This window comes from Rossellomorea vietnamensis, from assembly GCF_008180615.1.
Lineage (GTDB): Bacteria > Bacillota > Bacilli > Bacillales > Bacillaceae_B > Rossellomorea > Rossellomorea vietnamensis_D.
In genome coordinates this window covers 354,777-372,108 of sequence record NZ_VTEH01000001.1, presented here as the reverse complement: position 1 = coordinate 372,108, position 17,332 = coordinate 354,777, and the positions used below count along the sequence as shown (strand labels likewise).

At 43.8% G+C, this 17,332-nt stretch carries 15 protein-coding genes; 14 read left to right on the top strand and 1 reads right to left on the bottom strand.

Features of this window, described 5'->3' with window-relative positions; all coding sequences use genetic code 11:
• The first annotated feature begins 3 nt into the window (after nt 1–3).
• The 9 genes from def (at nt 4) to spoVM (ending at nt 8,407) form a co-directional block, all read left to right on the top strand.
• The gene (def, locus tag FZC79_RS01815; protein ID WP_148945180.1) at nt 4–489 is read left to right on the top strand and encodes a peptide deformylase; all 486 of its coding nucleotides are present in this window, start codon (nt 4–6) and stop codon (nt 487–489) included.
• The gene (fmt, locus tag FZC79_RS01810) at nt 486–1,436 is read left to right on the top strand and encodes a methionyl-tRNA formyltransferase (RefSeq protein WP_148945179.1); all 951 of its coding nucleotides are present in this window, start codon (nt 486–488) and stop codon (nt 1,434–1,436) included. The genes def and fmt overlap by 4 nt, the downstream gene beginning before the upstream one ends.
• Nucleotides 1,429–2,766 carry a 16S rRNA (cytosine(967)-C(5))-methyltransferase RsmB gene (rsmB, locus tag FZC79_RS01805; RefSeq protein ID WP_148945178.1) on the top strand — a complete coding sequence of 446 codons (1,338 nt, stop codon included), beginning with the start codon at nt 1,429–1,431 and terminating at the stop codon, nt 2,764–2,766. The genes fmt and rsmB overlap by 8 nt, the downstream gene beginning before the upstream one ends.
• A 173-nt stretch (nt 2,767–2,939) precedes the next feature.
• A complete protein-coding gene (locus FZC79_RS01800; RefSeq protein WP_148945177.1) occupies nt 2,940–3,689 on the top strand; it encodes a Stp1/IreP family PP2C-type Ser/Thr phosphatase in 750 nt (249 codons plus the stop codon).
• Nucleotides 3,690–3,694: 5 nt separating this feature from the next.
• On the top strand, nt 3,695–5,680 hold the full coding sequence (gene pknB, locus FZC79_RS01795) for a Stk1 family PASTA domain-containing Ser/Thr kinase (RefSeq protein WP_148945176.1): 1,986 nt from the start codon (nt 3,695–3,697) through the stop codon (nt 5,678–5,680).
• 18 nt (nt 5,681–5,698) lie between these two features.
• Nucleotides 5,699–6,580 (top strand): ribosome small subunit-dependent GTPase A, encoded by an 882-nt coding sequence (rsgA, locus tag FZC79_RS01790; RefSeq protein ID WP_148945175.1) that lies wholly within the window; start codon nt 5,699–5,701, stop codon nt 6,578–6,580.
• Between the two features lies 1 nt (nt 6,581).
• Nucleotides 6,582–7,238: a ribulose-phosphate 3-epimerase gene (gene rpe, locus FZC79_RS01785; protein WP_148945174.1), complete on the top strand. Its 657-nt coding sequence runs from the start codon at nt 6,582–6,584 to the stop codon at nt 7,236–7,238.
• Nucleotides 7,239–7,564: 326 nt separating this feature from the next.
• On the top strand, nt 7,565–8,215 hold the full coding sequence (locus tag FZC79_RS01780) for a thiamine diphosphokinase (RefSeq protein WP_148945173.1): 651 nt from the start codon (nt 7,565–7,567) through the stop codon (nt 8,213–8,215).
• A gap of 111 nt (nt 8,216–8,326) precedes the next feature.
• Entirely contained in the window at nt 8,327–8,407 is an 81-nt protein-coding gene (spoVM, locus tag FZC79_RS01775) for a stage V sporulation protein SpoVM (RefSeq protein WP_006837352.1), read from the top strand.
• Nucleotides 8,408–9,003: 596 nt separating this feature from the next.
• On the opposite strand, the gene rpmB is transcribed toward spoVM, so the two are convergent.
• A complete protein-coding gene (gene rpmB / locus FZC79_RS01770; RefSeq protein ID WP_113929855.1) occupies nt 9,004–9,192 on the bottom strand; it encodes a 50S ribosomal protein L28 in 189 nt (62 codons plus the stop codon).
• Between the two features lie 988 nt (nt 9,193–10,180).
• On the opposite strand from rpmB, the gene FZC79_RS01765 reads away from it, so the two are divergent.
• From FZC79_RS01765 to recG, 5 genes are all read left to right on the top strand, one after another.
• Nucleotides 10,181–10,543: an Asp23/Gls24 family envelope stress response protein gene (locus tag FZC79_RS01765; protein WP_113929856.1), complete on the top strand. Its 363-nt coding sequence runs from the start codon at nt 10,181–10,183 to the stop codon at nt 10,541–10,543.
• Nucleotides 10,544–10,558: 15 nt separating this feature from the next.
• Complete coding sequence (locus FZC79_RS01760) at nt 10,559–12,235, top strand: DAK2 domain-containing protein (RefSeq protein WP_148945172.1); 1,677 nt, start codon at nt 10,559–10,561, stop codon at nt 12,233–12,235.
• Nucleotides 12,236–13,611: 1,376 nt separating this feature from the next.
• Nucleotides 13,612–14,277 (top strand): L-serine ammonia-lyase, iron-sulfur-dependent subunit beta, encoded by a 666-nt coding sequence (gene sdaAB, locus FZC79_RS01745; protein ID WP_148945169.1) that lies wholly within the window; start codon nt 13,612–13,614, stop codon nt 14,275–14,277.
• A 51-nt stretch (nt 14,278–14,328) separates the two neighbouring features.
• Entirely contained in the window at nt 14,329–15,216 is an 888-nt protein-coding gene (gene sdaAA / locus FZC79_RS01740) for an L-serine ammonia-lyase, iron-sulfur-dependent, subunit alpha (RefSeq protein ID WP_148945168.1), read from the top strand.
• Nucleotides 15,209–17,257, top strand: coding sequence for an ATP-dependent DNA helicase RecG (gene recG, locus FZC79_RS01735; protein WP_148945167.1), 2,049 nt, complete (start codon nt 15,209–15,211; stop codon nt 17,255–17,257). Before sdaAA ends, recG begins: the two co-directional genes overlap by 8 nt.
• Nucleotides 17,258–17,332: the final 75 nt, after the last annotated feature.

Here is a 17,332-nt window from a genome sequence, read left to right as displayed (position 1 = left end):
TCTTTGGCTATACTACCGATTGTCACCTATCCTAATGAAATTCTAGAGGTAGAGTGCAGAAAAGTGACGATTTTTGATAAAAAATTAAAAAAGTTCCTGGATGATATGTATGAGACGATGATTGCCGCTGACGGCGTGGGACTTGCTGCACCGCAGGTCGGTAAGGAGACCTCCATCGCCATCGTCGATATCGGTGATGAAACAGGGACGATTGAATTAATCAACCCAGAAGTATTAGAAGTGAAAGGTGAACAAACAGATCTTGAAGGATGCCTCTCTTTTCCTGGTCTTTACGGCGAAGTATCAAGGCCGGAATTTGTGAAAGTGTCCTTTCAAGACCGAAAAGGCCGGAACCTTCTAGTGGAAGCCGAGGGATTCCTGGCAAGGGCGATTCTGCATGAAATTGATCATTTACATGGAATATTATTCACTTCAAAGGTGACCAGATATATAGAAGAAGATGAACTTGAAAGGTATGAAAACGAATGACCAAAATTGTCTTTATGGGAACACCCCAATTTTCAGTCTCGGTACTGCAAAATCTGATAACAAATGATTATGACATCATAGCTGTTGTTACACAGCCTGATCGTCCAGTAGGAAGAAAAAGAGTAATGACACCGCCTCCGGTAAAGGTTGAGGCTGAGAAACACGGTATTCCAGTCTACCAGCCTGAAAAAATCAGAGAGAAAGAAGAGCTGGAAAAGATTCTCGCCCTTAAGCCTGACCTGATTGTGACGGCAGCTTTCGGACAGATTCTTCCGAAAGAATTATTGGAAGCTCCTCAATTCGGATGCATCAATGTCCATGCTTCCCTGCTTCCTGAACTCCGCGGGGGAGCGCCGATTCATTACTCTATTATTCAAGGGAAAAAATCAACCGGTGTTACCATTATGTATATGGTGGAAAAGCTGGATGCAGGTGACATGATAAGCTCTGTTGAAGTGGAAATTGATGAAAGAGATCACGTGGGGACATTGCATGATAAGTTAAGCACAGCCGGAGCTGATCTTTTAATTGAGACGCTTCCGCAGCTTTTAAATGGGGAAATTTCACCTGAGAAACAGGATGAAAGCAAGGTGACATTTGCCTGGAATATTAAGCGTGAGCAGGAGAAGATCGATTGGACGAAAACCGGTGAAGAAATATACAACCATGTACGCGGGATGCACCCTTGGCCTGTGGCGTATACCGAGCTTGACGGGTCTGTCCTGAAGGTATGGTGGAGTGAGAAAGTAAAATCGCCAAAGGGGAGCCCAGGAGAGATTGTCTCTGTTGAAGAAGACGGTATTGTTGTTGCAACTGGCAGCGATACATCAATTAAAATCACGGATCTTCAGCCTTCAGGCAAAAAGCGTATGAGCGCAAAAGAATATTTAAGAGGTGCCGGTTCATTCATTGAAAAAGGCATGAAGCTTGGTGAAAGAAATGAGTAAGGGCAAGAAGACTGTCCGCGAAGCTGCTCTGGATGTACTTGAATCCGTCGAAAAAAATCAATCATACAGTAACCTGTTACTGAATCACGCCATTGAAAAACATGGAATTAAAGGCCCCGATACTGGATTGTTGACTGAATTGACTTATGGAACGATCCAGAGGAGGATGACCCTGGACTTTTATTTGGAGCCGTTTATCAACAAAAAATTAGAGAGCTGGGTGCGTCAGCTGTTAAGGCTCTCTCTCTATCAAATGATCTACCTGGATAAGATTCCAGACCGTGCTGTTTTATTTGAAGCAGTCGAAATTGGAAAGAGAAGGGGACATAAAGGGATTGCCAGTATGGTAAATGGCATTCTGAGATCGGTTCAGAGAAAAGGCATCCCTTCTACTGATACGATTCAAGACCCTGTCGAAAGGATTTCCATTGAAACCAGCCATCCTCAATGGCTTGTGAAAAGATGGGTCGATCAATTCGGGATCGAAAAAACTAGAGAAATGTGTGAGACGAATATTACCGCTCCGCTGCAGACAGCAAGGGTCAATACCTTGAGAACCAATGCGGATGAAGTGATCTCCGCCCTTACAGAAGAAGGGTTGTCTGTCCAGAAAAGCAGTATCGTCCCCGATGCGATTGTCTCCCTGAAAGGGAACCTTGCCAAGACGGATGCTTTTAGAAAAGGTCTGATGACCATACAGGATGAAAGTTCCATGCTTGTGGGGCACAGCCTCGATGTTAAGGAAGACTTACGTGTACTCGATGCATGTGCAGCACCAGGAGGAAAATCAACACATATCGCTGAATTAATGAAGGGAGAAGGAAAGGTATTTTCTCTTGACCTTCATAAACATAAAATCAAATTGATTAGTGAGAATGCGGCCCGTCTGGGTCTCCCTAATATTGAAACGAAAGCTCAGGACAGCCGGCAAGCAGGCGAGATTTTTGAGCCTGAAACCTTTGACCGGATCCTAGTCGATGCCCCGTGTTCCGGCTTAGGTGTTTTAAGAAGAAAACCGGATATCAAGTATAGCAAGCAGGAGAGCGACTTGAATTCTCTTCAAAAAATCCAGCTGGAAATTCTTAAAGCAGTTTCTCCACTGCTGAAAAAAGGAGGACTTCTTGTATACAGTACATGTACTGTTGACAGAATTGAGAACGAAGGGACAGTTGAGCGATTCTTGAGAGAAAATCCAGAATTGCGGCCATACCCTCTGTCTCATTTGCCTGAAACCGTCATGCCGTTTATCGATGGTCATATGCTGCAGATCTTCCCTCAGGATTTTGGCGGGGATGGATTCTTCATTTCTTGTTTTAAAAAGGATTCTTGAGTCCCTGTTATCATTCCTCTTCCAATAGTATGGAAAAGGTGGAATTACAAGCAGGAGAAACAGACATAAAAGTCGTAAATGTAAATAATGCCGGTGAAAAAAGTCGAAGCGGGTCAATTCCTCATGAAATGCCCGCTTTCTGATGATGGCAATGAAGGAAAGAGGTGGCCGTAATGAAATCTGTGCACTATACAGATAAAGGGAAAGTCAGACAGCATAATGAAGATAGTGTAGGTGTCTTCAGCAATAAGGATGGTGACTGCCTGGCGGTGGTTGCTGACGGGATGGGCGGTCATCGTGCTGGAGATGTCGCCAGCTCATTGACGATCAATAAATTCGAAGAGTTATGGAAGTCACAAGAAAAATTCACCACTGCAGATCAGGCTGAAAGCTGGCTGAGGAAAAATATCAGTGAGATAAACCGGGAAGTTTATGAGCACTCTCAATCGAATATCGAGTGCGAGGGGATGGGAACCACGGTAGTGGCGGCAATTTGCACCGAAAATTTTGCCACTGTGGTCAACATCGGGGACAGCAGAGGATACATCTTGAATGAAAGCGGTTTTAGCCAGCTGACTGAAGACCATTCTCTAGTCAATGAACTGGTGAGAAGCGGACAAATTTCAAAAGAAGATGCTGAACATCACCCTCGAAAAAATGTTCTTTTAAGAGCCCTTGGGACGGAAGAAAAGGTTGAAATGGACACCAGGACAATCATCTTTGAAGAAGATGATATCCTCCTGCTCTGCTCTGACGGGTTATCCAATAAGGTTTCACAGGAAGAAATGAAAGAGATCCTTTCAGGCGGCGTGGACCTGGATGAGATTGGCAAACAGTTCATTTCGTTGGCGAATGAAAACGGCGGAGAAGACAATATTACATTGGCAATCGTCAAGTATCCGTCTGAAAGCGGAAACGGGTGAACTTTATGTTTAACGGCAAGAGAATCAGCGGCAGATACAAGATAATAGAGGTGATTGGCGGCGGAGGTATGGCCAATGTATACCTGGCAAAGGACATGATCCTTGACCGCGAAGTAGCCATTAAAATGCTTCGTCTTGATTTTGCCAATGAAGAAGAGTTCATCAAAAGGTTTCAGCGGGAGGCACAATCTGCCACAAGCCTTGCCCACCCTAACATAGTAAGCATATTTGATGTAGGAGAAGAGGATGATATCTACTATATCGTAATGGAATATGTAAACGGAATGACTTTAAAACAATACATACAGAAGCATTCCCCTATCTCCATCGATAAAGCCATTGATATTATGAGCCAGTTAACATCCGCTATTTCCCATGCCCACCAGAATCATATAGTGCATCGGGACATCAAGCCGCAAAACATTTTGATCGATCATGACGGAACTGTAAAAATTACTGATTTCGGCATAGCCATGGCACTGAGCGCGACATCCATCACACAGACTAATTCTGTTCTTGGATCCGTTCATTACCTGTCTCCGGAACAGGCGCGGGGCGGGATGGCGACAAGAAAATCGGATATTTATTCGCTCGGGATTGTTATGTTTGAACTGCTTTCAGGCAGGCTGCCTTTTTCGGGGGAATCGGCCGTGTCGATTGCTCTGAAACACCTGCAGTCTGAAACACCTTCTCTCAGGAGATGGAACCAGGATATCCCGCAAAGTGTGGAAAATATCGTTTTGAAATCAACAGCCAAAGATCCGTTTCAGCGCTATGATTCAGTGGAAGAAATTGAAGAAGAACTCCGGACGGCGCTAGAGCCTGGCCGATTGGATGAGCCTAAGTTTTCCATTGAAGAGGATATGGATGCAACAAAGGCGATTCCGGTCATTACCGATGAGCGTCCTTATTCCAATATTGAACACACTATTGTGCATGATAAAAATGAAACTGATGCTGCAGCCGCTGTTCCTGGTGAAGCAGGAAATGATGTTAAGCCGCCGAAAAAGAACAAGAAGAAGTGGCCGGCAATCATTATCGGTGTGTTTTTCCTTTTGGCACTCCTGGGTATTCTGGCTGTAACGGTCCTTCCTGGTATGCTTGGACCGAAAGAGGTGGAGCTTCCCGATGTAGCTGGGGAGACGCAGGAAGAGGCTGTGGAGATCCTGGTGAGGGAAGGCTTTCTTATCGGAGACTCATTGGAACAAGCCAATGAAGAAGTGCCTGCTAATAATGTGATAAAAACAGATCCGCCTGCAGGCAGGATGGTGAATGAGCAGAGTGAAATCAACCTGTATATCAGCACGGGGAAAAAGCGGGTAGAATTCAAGGATTACACTGATGAAGCCTACGAAGATGCGGCTAATGAACTAAGTGAACTTGGATTCACGGATATAGTGAAGAACGAAGAGTTCAGTGAATCAGCCCCTGGAACCATTCTAAGGCAGGATCCTCCTGAAGGGAATGAAGTAATACCAGATGAAACGACCGTTACTTTTACTGTCAGCGCAGGGCTTGAAACTTTCACTTTGACTGAATTAAAGGGCTACACGGAAACAAGCCTGAAAGATTATGAGGAGTATCGTGGAATCAATATTAATATAACCAGAGAATTTTCTGAAGAGGTGCCTGAAGGAATGGTGATTTCCCAGGAACCGCCGGCAGAAACTGAATTGGTCAAGGGAGATACTGTAGATGTTGTTCTTTCCAAAGGAAAAGAGCCGCAGCCGCCTAGAAAGGTAAAAGAAGAGCTTACTATTCCTTATGAACCTGAAGAGGAAGGAAAACCTGTATCTGTAGAAATATATATTGAGGATCAGACACGTAATCTGGACGAGGCTGAGACAGTGTTTGGTATTACAGAAGACTGGACAGGCAGTATCGAGCTCACCATTGAAGAGGGGAAAACAGGGAAATACAAAGTCTTACTAAATGGAAATGTTTTTATTGATGAAACAACAGTTCCATATCCCGAAAATGAGGAAGAGTAGAATTCAAGGAGGCTAGTTATGCCAGAAGGCAAAATCATAAAAGCGCTCAGCGGATTTTATTACGTTATGAGCGAGGATAAAGTTACCCAATGCCGCGGCAGGGGGATCTTTCGAAAAAATAAAATAAACCCGCTTGTCGGTGATCATGTCAGTTTTCAGTCTGAAAATGATTTAGAAGGCTACATTCTTGAGGTTTTTACCAGGAAAAATGAATTAGTAAGACCGCCAATTGCCAATGTCGATCAGGCTATCCTGGTATTTTCCGCTGTAGAACCTGATTTCAGTACAGCACTTCTTGACAGGTTTTTAGTACTGATAGAAAGCAAGGACATCGAACCTTTGATCTGCGTTACGAAAATGGATTTAGTAAAGGACGAGGAACGAGGCACAATTGAAGAGTATGTTGAGAAGTACCGCTCTTTTGGGTATGAGGTCATTGTTACTTCTTCAAAAACAGAGGAAGGCCTTTCTCTGCTGAAGCCTCACCTTGCTGATAAAATTTCTGTTTTTGCAGGACAATCCGGTGTCGGCAAGTCTTCACTCCTGAATGCCATACGACCAGAGCTGGAGCTGAAGACAGATGACATATCATCCCACCTTGGCCGAGGCAAGCATACTACAAGGCATGTAGAGCTGATTGGGGTGGAGAATGGCCTTGTTGCAGACACACCGGGCTTCAGCTCTTTGGAATTCAATGAAATGGAGCTGGAAGAGCTTCCTGTCTGTTTTCCTGAAATGGCCGAAATAGCAGATAACTGCAAATTTCGCGGCTGTTTTCATATGAATGAACCCAAATGTGCTGTTAAAAAGGCAGTGGAAGAAGGAGAAATCCCGAAATTCCGCTATGAGCACTATGAACAATTTTATAATGAAATAAAAGAAAGAAAGCCGAGGTATTAAAATGGTTAAAATTGCACCATCGATTCTATCAGCAGACTTTGCAAATCTTGCCAATGAAATAAAAGATGTTGAAGCAGGCGGAGCGGACTACATTCATGTCGATGTAATGGATGGACATTTTGTTCCGAATATCACTTTGGGGCCCATGATTGTCGATGCGATCCGTCCGGTTACCACGCTTCCTTTGGATGTGCACTTAATGATTGACAATCCTGATCAATATATCGAAGCTTTTGCTGATGCCGGATCAGATTACATCACGGTTCATGCTGAGACAACACCGCATCTTCACAGGACCATTCAATTAATCAGGTCTAAAGGAATAAAGGCCGGGGCTGTATTGAATCCCGGAACACCGGTGGAGATGATCAAGCATGTGATCGCTGATCTTGATATGGTTCTTCTGATGACAGTCAATCCTGGATTCGGCGGCCAAAGCTTCATTCAGTCAGTTGTTCCAAAAATCCGTGAGGTCCGGGCACTTGCAGAGAGATTCAACCCTTCATTGGAAATTGAAGTGGACGGAGGAATCAATACCGAGACGGCCAAGTTGTGTGCAGATGCGGGAGCGGACGTATTTGTTGCAGGATCTTCAATCTATAAGCAGCAGGATCGAAAGAGCGCGATCATGGCGTTAAGGAAAGCTGCCCAACAATAATGTAATCCTCACCGGTAGAAAGGATCCCTCTTTTTACCGGTTTTTTTTGTTCACTTTTTCTTTTGGAGATTAAGGGAACACCTGCATGGGAAAGCATGATTAATAAAGGGTGTTTTCTCATAGATTGGTGCTTTCGAATAAATCCTATGAGCCGCAATTTCCCCGTATACTAAGAGTTTTATCTCTTATCAAGGGAGAGTAGCTCTTTTCTTTTCTTTCTGGTGTTACCAGTTTTTACCACTCGTAATATGGTTATTTTTAAGAATTAGTATCTAATAGCAACAAGTTTACGAAAAGAACTTAATAAAAGAATTCGAGGTGGAATTATGAATATAAATATTTTAGGCGGGGGACCTGAAGAGTTCATTCCCGATTTAAAAAAGCATCAAGAAGGTGAAGGAGACGTCTGGATTGGAGTCGATCACGGAGTCTTCCGCTTGCTCCGCAGGGGAATAACCCCTGATATGGCTTTCGGTGATTTTGACTCAGTCAATAAAGAAGAGTGGAAGCTGATTGAAGAAAAAGTAAAACAAATCAACCGGTTCATGCCGGAGAAGAATGAGACCGATATGGAACTCGCCTTGAATTGGGCGATAGGAAAATCACCGGAAACTATCCGGATATTTGGTGCAACTGGTGGAAGAATCGATCATTTCCTGGCAAACATCCAGCTGCTTGGAAAAAAAGAAAATCTTCATCCAGACATCGAGATCGAAATCATTGATATACAAAATCATGTTCAAATCGTTCCCCCTGGTGAATATACATTAGCAGAAAAGAAAAAAAGCAAGTATGTATCCTTTCTTCCTCTTTCTGCAGGTGTTGAAGGATTGACGCTGCAAGGGTTCAAGTACCCTCTTGAGAACAAGAATATTACATTGGGATCCACACTATGTATAAGTAACGAACTTATTCAGCCAACCGGTACTTTTTCATTCTTAAGCGGCATATTAATGGTGATAAGAAGTCATGATTAGGCACTTTTAACTTTTAACCATGAAGGATGCGTACTTAAATTCATCGTTTGAATATACTATAACCGATTCAAGCGAGACGACAGGTTCAAGATTGACGGGGAGGGACTATTGATGAAATTCTATACGATTAAACTGCCTAAGTTCTTGGGTGGACTGGTGAAAGCAATGCTGGGGACATTTAAAAAAGAGTAAGACAGCAGTAAGACACCCTGAGAGCCAGGGTGTTTTTTTACGGATAGGCTGCGTTAAAGACTATTGTTGTTTTTAATGGGTATGTTGACTTCCATTCCAGGTGTACGACTCCGCGGGGCGGGCGGTGAGCCTCCTCGGCTTCGCCTGCGGGGTCTCACCTGTCCCGCTACTCCCGCAGGAGGTCGTACACCTTCCACTCCAGTCAATATATGGGGAGGAACTGAGAATCCAATATAAACTGGCATATCAACTTTTCATATTAAATTTGGTTATAAACTCACGCTAGAATTAAAAGGAAAAGCAAGTCGATTAACCAGCATTTTTCAAGTTTCTTAATTGGATGATGCCTTCTTACTGGCACTTGAACCCAAAATATTTTATAACAACAATATTAACTAACAGAGCCTACGGATAAAATAACATTCAAAAGCAACAATCTTTAAGAAAGGCTCTTTTTTAAAGAACAATAGAAATTATCTATACAGATATCAATGTTGTTACCATCCTTAAACTATAATATTTTCCTGACCGCCGGCAGCAATAAAAGCAGACACAACGAAAAGAGACTCCCTCGAAAGGGAGTCTCTTAATGAACATTATACACGTTCAACTTTACCGGATTTTAAAGCTCTTGCAGAAACCCAAACACGTTTTGGTTTTCCATCTACAAGAATGCGAACTTTTTGTAAGTTAGCGCCCCATGTACGCTTGTTAGCGTTCATCGCGTGAGAGCGAGCGTTGCCCGAACGAGCTTTACGGCCAGTTACTACGCATTGTTTTGGCATGGTATTCCCTCCTCATAAAAGAAGCTGAAACAATATCAGTTGTTTCACATTTCAACATAGTCATAAAAGATACTTTAATAATTTATCATACAACCACTAACAATGCAACACTTCTGCAAAAAGATATCAAGAAAAAATACTTGACGCATTGAAGTGTGGAGCCGGCTCGTTCAACTCCGACAAGCGCTGGCGGAAAAACTTGAAAAATCCCGAACCTGGATTTTTAAGTTTTTTTGCAGCGACTCGAGGAGTTAGCCGGCGGAACCGGACAAGAGAAAAGCGGAAGGTGCTCGCCCTGGCCCGACAGGCACTGGGGGAAAAAACAGAGAAATCCCGAACTTGGATTCTTCTGTAAGTTTCACAGTGACCCGAGGGCCAAGCGCCTGGAGCTGGAGCTGGACAGAGAAGTGTGGAGCCGGCGGAACCGGACAAAAGAAAAGTGAAAAACACCGTAGGGCGCAACATGGAACCAGTGAAACCATAATCCTGCTGCAGCCATCTTCAATTGAGAGGGCTGTTTTCGCATATATTGCTGTTTTCAGAAAAATCCCAAGAGCTGAGTTTCCCCCGGATACTAAGGGGTTTTTCTATAATCGGGGAAGAGAAGCTCTTATCTATTCGTTATTACTAAATTATTCGTTCGTAATATGGTTATTAGTCGGAATTAGGAAAGTATAGCAACAAATTTTACGAAGAGCTTTTGCGAAAGAGCAAGCCAAACAGTCCTTGCTTCCGCTTAGAAGGATCAGTTGTCTATAAGGGAAAGCTGTAAAATGGAGATAATTTGAAAAGCCAGGGTTAAATATCCTCTACCATGTATAATCCTTGCAAGAAAAGGGTTAATACTTATAGAAAGGTCAATAATAAGGACGGGGAAAAATCGTATAATTTATACTTAATAGGCTTCTGTCATTACTTTAGCTTTTAAAAATATTATAGTTATAGTAAAATGTCTTTAGCCAAGCATGTATTAGAAGGGGGAACAATCATGTCCATCGAAATGAAAACGAAGTTCGGGCAAATTGATATAACTAATGATGTTGTCGCAATGATCGCAGGCGGAGCTGCTATCGATTGCTATGGTATCGTCGGAATGGCTTCTAAGAATCAAATCAAAGACGGTTTGACAGATATTTTGCGCAAAGAGAACTTCACTCGGGGTGTTATCGTTCGCCAGGAAGAGGAAGAAGTACATATTGATATGTATATTATCGTGAGTTACGGAACGAAAATTTCTGAAATCGCTCACAATGTACAATCAAAAGTCAAGTATACTCTTAACAAAACCGTCGGCTTGGCGGTCGATTCAGTAAATATTTTTGTTCAGGGAGTTCGTGTAACGAACCCGTAGTGAGGAGGAAGATTCGTGTCAATTACATCTTTGGAAGGAAAGCGTTTTGCGGAAATGGTCATTCAGGGTGCCAATAATCTGGCAGCCAACGCAAATATGGTTGACGCACTAAACGTGTTTCCGGTTCCTGATGGTGATACTGGAACAAATATGAACTTATCAATGACTTCCGGTGCCAAGGAAGTTCAGAATAATGTGCAAGAACATATTGGCAAAGTGGCTGGAGCTTTATCTAAAGGCCTCCTAATGGGAGCCAGGGGTAACTCAGGTGTCATTCTGTCCCAATTGTTCAGAGGGTTTGGAAAAGCGATTGAAAATAAGCCCGCGTTAAACAGTAAAGAATTCGCAGATGCACTGCAGACAGGTGTGGAAACTGCTTATAAAGCGGTAATGAAGCCTGTTGAAGGAACAATCCTTACAGTTGCCAAAGATGCAGCTAAAAAGGCTGTCATCACTGCAAAGACCGCAAGTGATATTGTCACCTTGATGGAGGAAACTGTGAAAGAAGCGAGAGCCTCTCTCAATAGGACGCCTGATCTTCTGCCTGTGTTAAAGGAAGTAGGAGTAGTGGACAGCGGCGGACAAGGCTTACTGCTTGTGTATGAAGGGTTTCTTGCCGAATTAAAAGGAGAGCAGGTTTCTGACTATGCTTCTCTTCCTTCAATGACGGACCTTGTAAGTGCCGAGCACCATAAGAATGTTCAGGGGTTCATGAATACGGAAGATATCGAATTCGGATATTGTACAGAATTCATGGTCCGCTTTGAAGATGGCAAAGAAACGTTCTCCGAGGAAAACTTCCGGAATGATCTGAGTGCATTCGGAGATTCATTGCTTGTTATCAGCGATGAGGAACTTGCCAAGGTACATATCCATTCAGAGCAGCCTGGTGAAGTATTAAGCTACGGGCAAAAATACGGCAGCTTGATTTCAATGAAGATTGAAAACATGCGCCAGCAGCACAGCTCGCTCATGAATGAAACTTCACATCATTTGAACGAAGATGCTGCCAAAACACAAGAATCAAAGGAAAAGAAAGAATATGGCATTGTAACGGTTTCAATGGGTGCAGGAATTGCAGAACTGTTCCGCAGTATTGGTGCAACCTATGTAATTGAAGGCGGACAGACGATGAATCCAAGCACGGAAGATATCGTTAAAGCTGTCGAAGAAGTGAATGCAGAAAAAGTCATCATTCTTCCTAACAATAAAAACATCATTATGGCGGCTAATCAGGCTGCTGAGGTTGTAGAAGGTGATGTCGTAGTCGTTCCGACCAAGACGGTCCCTCAAGGAATGGCCGCACTGCTGGCATTCAATCCGTCGGTGGGAACTGCCGAGAACCAGGACTCCATGTCAGAGGCTTCAAGCTATGTAAAAACAGGACAGGTCACTTTTGCTGTCAGGGATACAAGCATAGACGGCTTGAGCATCCAAAAAGATGATTTCATGGGTATAGCGGAAGGGAAAATTGTTGTAACGGGCAAAGAGCGCCTGGAAACAGCAAAGAATCTGCTTGGTGAAATGCTGGACGCAGAGGCTGAAATCCTTACGATCCTTTATGGAGAAGATGCATCTCAGGAAGATGTAGATGCACTGGCTGAGTTTGTTGAAGAAAAATTTGAAGATGTGGAAGTAGAGGTTCATAACGGCAAGCAGCCTTTATACTCCTTTATCTTCTCAATAGAATAGTACTAAAAGAAATAGAAGGGGGAGCCCTTCTATTTCTTTTTTTGTAAGTCTGTTTCCGCATATATTGTTGCTTTCGGGAAAATCCCAAGAGCCGGATCTTTCTCCGGATACTATGGGTTCTCTCTCTAATCGGGTAAAGCAGCTCTGTTCTTTTCATGCTAACTAGGTTTTCCCGGTATATTAAGGTCGTTTTTTTGAAACGAGTAACAAATAGCATCAAAGTTTACGAAAAGGGCCTTTTTTAAAGATTGTTGCTTTGGGATGATATATACGTTTCTTCCCCTTTCACGTGGGAATTGGAGTGGAAATCCATTACTTTTCAACCGCCACATTTCTAGTGAAAGGCTTTTCTATGAAATTGCTGCATTTGATTACTATCTTACCTTCCTTAACCTAGGGTAGTGAACGGAAGGCATGCGACCAAGACGCTTCCACTTTTGGTGCCGTCTAGTTCCAGCGCCTAGCCCCTCGGGGTCAAATAACCTCAAGAGAAGAAAAGGAAAGAGCGCCTTTTATTCTCTTGAGAACATTTGCCTGTCGGGGCTGACCAAGGCGCTTCCACTTTTGGTGCCGTCTAGTTCCAGCGCCTAGCCCCTCGGGGTCAAATAACCTCAAGAGAAGAAAAGGAAAGACCGCCTTTTTTTCTCTGAGGAACATTTGCCTGTCGGGGCTGATCAAGACGCTTCCGCTTTTGGTGCCGTCTAGTTCCAGCGCCTAGCCCCTCGGGGTCAAATAACCTCAAGAGAAGAAAAGGAAAGAGCGCCTTTTATTCTCTTGAGAACATTTGCCTGTCGGGGCTGACCAAGGCGCTTCCACTTTTGGTGCCGTCTAGTTCCAGCGCCTAGCCCCTCGGGGTCAAATAACCTCAAGAGAAGAAAAGGAAAGAGCGCCTTTTATTCTCTTGAGAACATTTGCCTGTCGGGGCTGACCAAGGCGCTTCCACTTTTGGTGCCGTCTAGTTCCAGCGCCTAGCCCCTCGGGGTCAAATAACCTCAAGAGAAGAAAAGGAAAAAGCGCCTTTTTTCTCTTGAGAACATTTGCCTGTCGGGGCTGACCAAGACGCTTCCACTTTTGGTGCCGTCTAGTTCCAGCGCCTAGCCCCTCGGGGTCAAATAACCTCAAGAGAAGAAAAGGAAAGGGCGCCTTTTATTCTCTTGAGAACATTTGCCTGTCGGGGCTGACCAAGGCGCTTCCACTTTTTAAACAATTGTTACAGATGTAAGTATGCACAAGTCATGTTATTATAAATACTGAACGTGTCCGCTGAATTGGACGTTTTACAAATCGGGCTATCCCTAACGGCGGGGAAGCTTTTAAGTAAGTCTTATCTTTTAGCATATTTTTTATATAGAATTAAAGGGGAAAGGGAGACGGCTATGAAATATAAAAGTGTTTTTGATATTATAGGCCCGGTCATGATCGGACCTTCAAGTTCCCATACTGCAGGGGCGGCTAGAATCGGAAGGGTAGCAAGGAATCTTTTTGGACGGGATCCACAGTGGGCTGAAATATCCTTTTACGGTTCGTTTGCCAAGACTTATAAAGGACATGGTACAGATGTCGCCATTGTCGGCGGCCTGATGGATTATGATACATTCGATGAGAGAATAAAAGATTCATTGAATATAGCTAAACAAAAAGGCATGAGAATAAAGTTCCGTGAAGAAGATGCAGTTACAGATCATCCGAACACAGCCAGAATCCGTCTTGGTGATGATCAAAGTGATATGGAATTGGTTGGGATTTCAATTGGCGGCGGGAAAATAGAGGTAACAGAGCTTAACGGCTTTGAACTCAAGCTTACAGGTTTTCACCCGGCGATCCTTGTTGTCCATGAAGACCGATTCGGTGCAATTGCAGCCGTATCACAAATTTTAGCCAAGCACGAAATCAATATTGGTTCCATGGATGTATCGCGCAAGGAAAAAGGAAAGATGGCTTTAATGACTATTGAAATTGACCAAAACAATATTGAGGATAAAGTGATAGAAGAGCTAAAGCGACTAGCCAATGTAACCCAGGTTACGATGATCGCTGATTAATAATTTTTAGTGGTGACAGCGCTTACAAAACACTCGGAAGGGAGTATGGATATGTTTCGCAATGTAGCAGAATTAGTAGAATTGGCAGAAAGCAATAACAAGAAAATATCCGACATTATGATTGAACAGGAGATGGAGTACAAAAATAAGACATGGGATGAAATCTTTTCAATGATGGAAAGAAACCTTGTAGTTATGGAGGAAGCTATTGAGAAGGGACTTAAAGGTGTCCGTTCTCATTCAGGATTGACTGGCGGAGATGCGGTCCTTCTTCAGAAATACATTGAAAAAGGTAATTACCTTTCCGGAGAATTTTTATTAGATGCAGTCAGCAAAGCTGTAGCCACCAATGAAGTGAACGCGGCTATGGGAACAATCTGTGCTACTCCGACTGCAGGGTCTGCAGGTGTGGTGCCCGGTACTCTTTTTGCCGTAAAGGAAAAACTTAACCCTACAAGGGAAGAAATGGTCCGATTCCTGTTCGTCTCAGGAGCTTTTGGATTTGTCGTTGCAAATAATGCGTCCATTTCTGGTGCAGCTGGCGGCTGCCAGGCGGAAGTCGGTTCTGCAAGCGGAATGGCGGCAGCAGCGATTGTCGAGCTTGCCGGCGGTACTCCGAGTCAAAGTGCGGAGGCGATGGCCATTACTCTTAAGAATATGTTAGGGCTGGTCTGTGATCCTGTAGCAGGGTTAGTAGAAGTTCCGTGTGTGAAAAGGAATGCGATGGGAGCAGCAAATGCTATGGTTGCCGCTGATATGGCCCTTGCAGGTATCACAAGCAGAATTCCTTGTGATGAAGTAATCGATGCCATGTTCAAGATTGGTCAAACCATGCCGGTCGCGCTAAGGGAGACAGCGCAGGGCGGACTTGCGGCAACGCCAACCGGCCGGGAGTTGGAAGCGAAAATTTTTGGAGTATCCTTGAATAAAGGTGACTGATTTATTTCAAATACCCGTGACGGAAATAAAAGGAGTCGGTGAGGAAACCTCCTTGCAGCTTGCCGCCATGGGTATTGAAACCGTCGGCGGTTTAATTGATTATGTCCCGTATCGGTATGAGGATTTCCGGTTGAAGGACCTTGCTGAAGTGGAACATGATGAACGGGTGACAGTGGAAGGGAAAGTCCACTCTGCACCCTCCTTGATGTTCTATGGAAAGAAGAAATCCCGCCTGAATGTAAGACTTCTTGCAGGAAGCTATCTGATCCAGGCTACTTTCTTCAATCAGCCTTATCTAAAAAAAAAGCTGAACCTTCAGGATACAATTACGGTAACAGGCAAATGGGATAAAAATCGGCAGATCATCACTGTCTCGCAATATTCACTTGGTCCTCATACCTCAAAAGGGGATTTTGAGCCTGTATACTCCCTGAAAGGCTCAATCAAAAATCAATCTCTCCGCAAATTCATCAAATCGGCTTTCGATCATTTTGGGGCTGAGATACATGAGAATCTTCCGGAATCACTTCGGGTGCCTTACAAGCTTATTAACCGGCATGAAGCGCTCTTCAATCTTCATTTCCCGGCTGACCCCAATAGTTTGAAGCAGGCAAGGCGGAGAATGGTGTATGAGGAATTCCTTCTGTTTCAATTGAAAATGCAAGCACTAAGGAAATTCGAGCGGGAACACTCTAACGGTATCTCTCAAAATTATGATTTAGACAAGATCAAAGAATTCATCAACGGACTGCCATTCCCGCTGACTGATGCCCAAAAAAGGGTCGTAAATGAGATCTCGGCTGATATGAAATCTCCATATCGAATGAACAGGCTCCTTCAAGGAGATGTTGGGTCAGGTAAAACTGTGGTTGCGGCTATTGCTTTATACTCCAGTATCACTGCCGGCTACCAGGGAGCACTTATGGTCCCGACGGAAATCCTCGCTGAACAGCATGCGGAATCACTCAGCGCGATGCTTGGTCCTGCCGGGTTGAATACTGCACTTCTGACAAGCTCGGTTAAAGGGAAACGAAGAAAACTTCTGCTCCAGAAATTGGAGGACGGAGAGATTGATGTGTTGATTGGCACACACGCCCTTATACAGGAAGAAGTCAATTTCAATAACCTTGGTTTGGTCATCACGGACGAACAGCATCGGTTCGGTGTCCAGCAAAGGCGTGTACTGCGTGAAAAAGGGGAAAGTCCTGATGTACTCTTCATGACAGCCACCCCCATCCCGCGAACTCTTGCCATCACTGTTTTCGGTGAAATGGATGTTTCGATAATCGATGAAATGCCAGCTGGCAGAAAGATAATCGAAACCTATTGGGCAAAACAGGATAAACTCGAACGGGTTCTTGATTTCATGGAGAAGGAACTTAAGCAAGGCAGGCAGGCATATGTGATTTGTCCATTGATTGAGGAATCTGACAAACTGGATGTCCAAAATGCGATTGATGTTCATGCCCAGCTGCAGTTTTATTTTGGGGAGCGGTATGAAGTGGGGCTGATGCATGGAAGGCTGCATTCAGACGAAAAGGACGAAGTGATGAAGGCGTTCAGCAAAAATGAAATACAGGTTCTTGTGTCAACAACCGTAGTTGAAGTAGGGGTTAATGTTCCTAATGCAACAATGATGGTTATTTATGATGCGGAAAGATTTGGCCTTTCTCAGCTTCATCAGTTAAGGGGGCGCGTGGGAAGAGGAAGTGATCAATCCTATTGTATCCTGCTGGCCGATCCGAAAACTGATGTGGGGAAAGAACGGATGAAGATCATGGCTGAAACGAATGATGGATTCGAACTCAGTGAAAAAGACCTGGAATTAAGAGGACCCGGTGACTTCTTTGGGAAGAAACAAAGCGGCCTTCCAGAATTTAAGGTAGCGGATATGATCCATGATTACAGGGCGCTTGAAGTTGCCAGAAATGATGCGCAAAAGCTGATACAGAGCAAAGATTTTTGGAATGCGGCTGAGTACGAAGGATTAAGGAACTATCTTGAAAGTACAGGAGTGCTGCAAGGGGAAAAATTGGACTGAAAAACAGATTGCAGATGCTTGCAATCTGTTTTTTTAAATTATATACTACTATTAGTACCTAGTACTAGTAGTGGA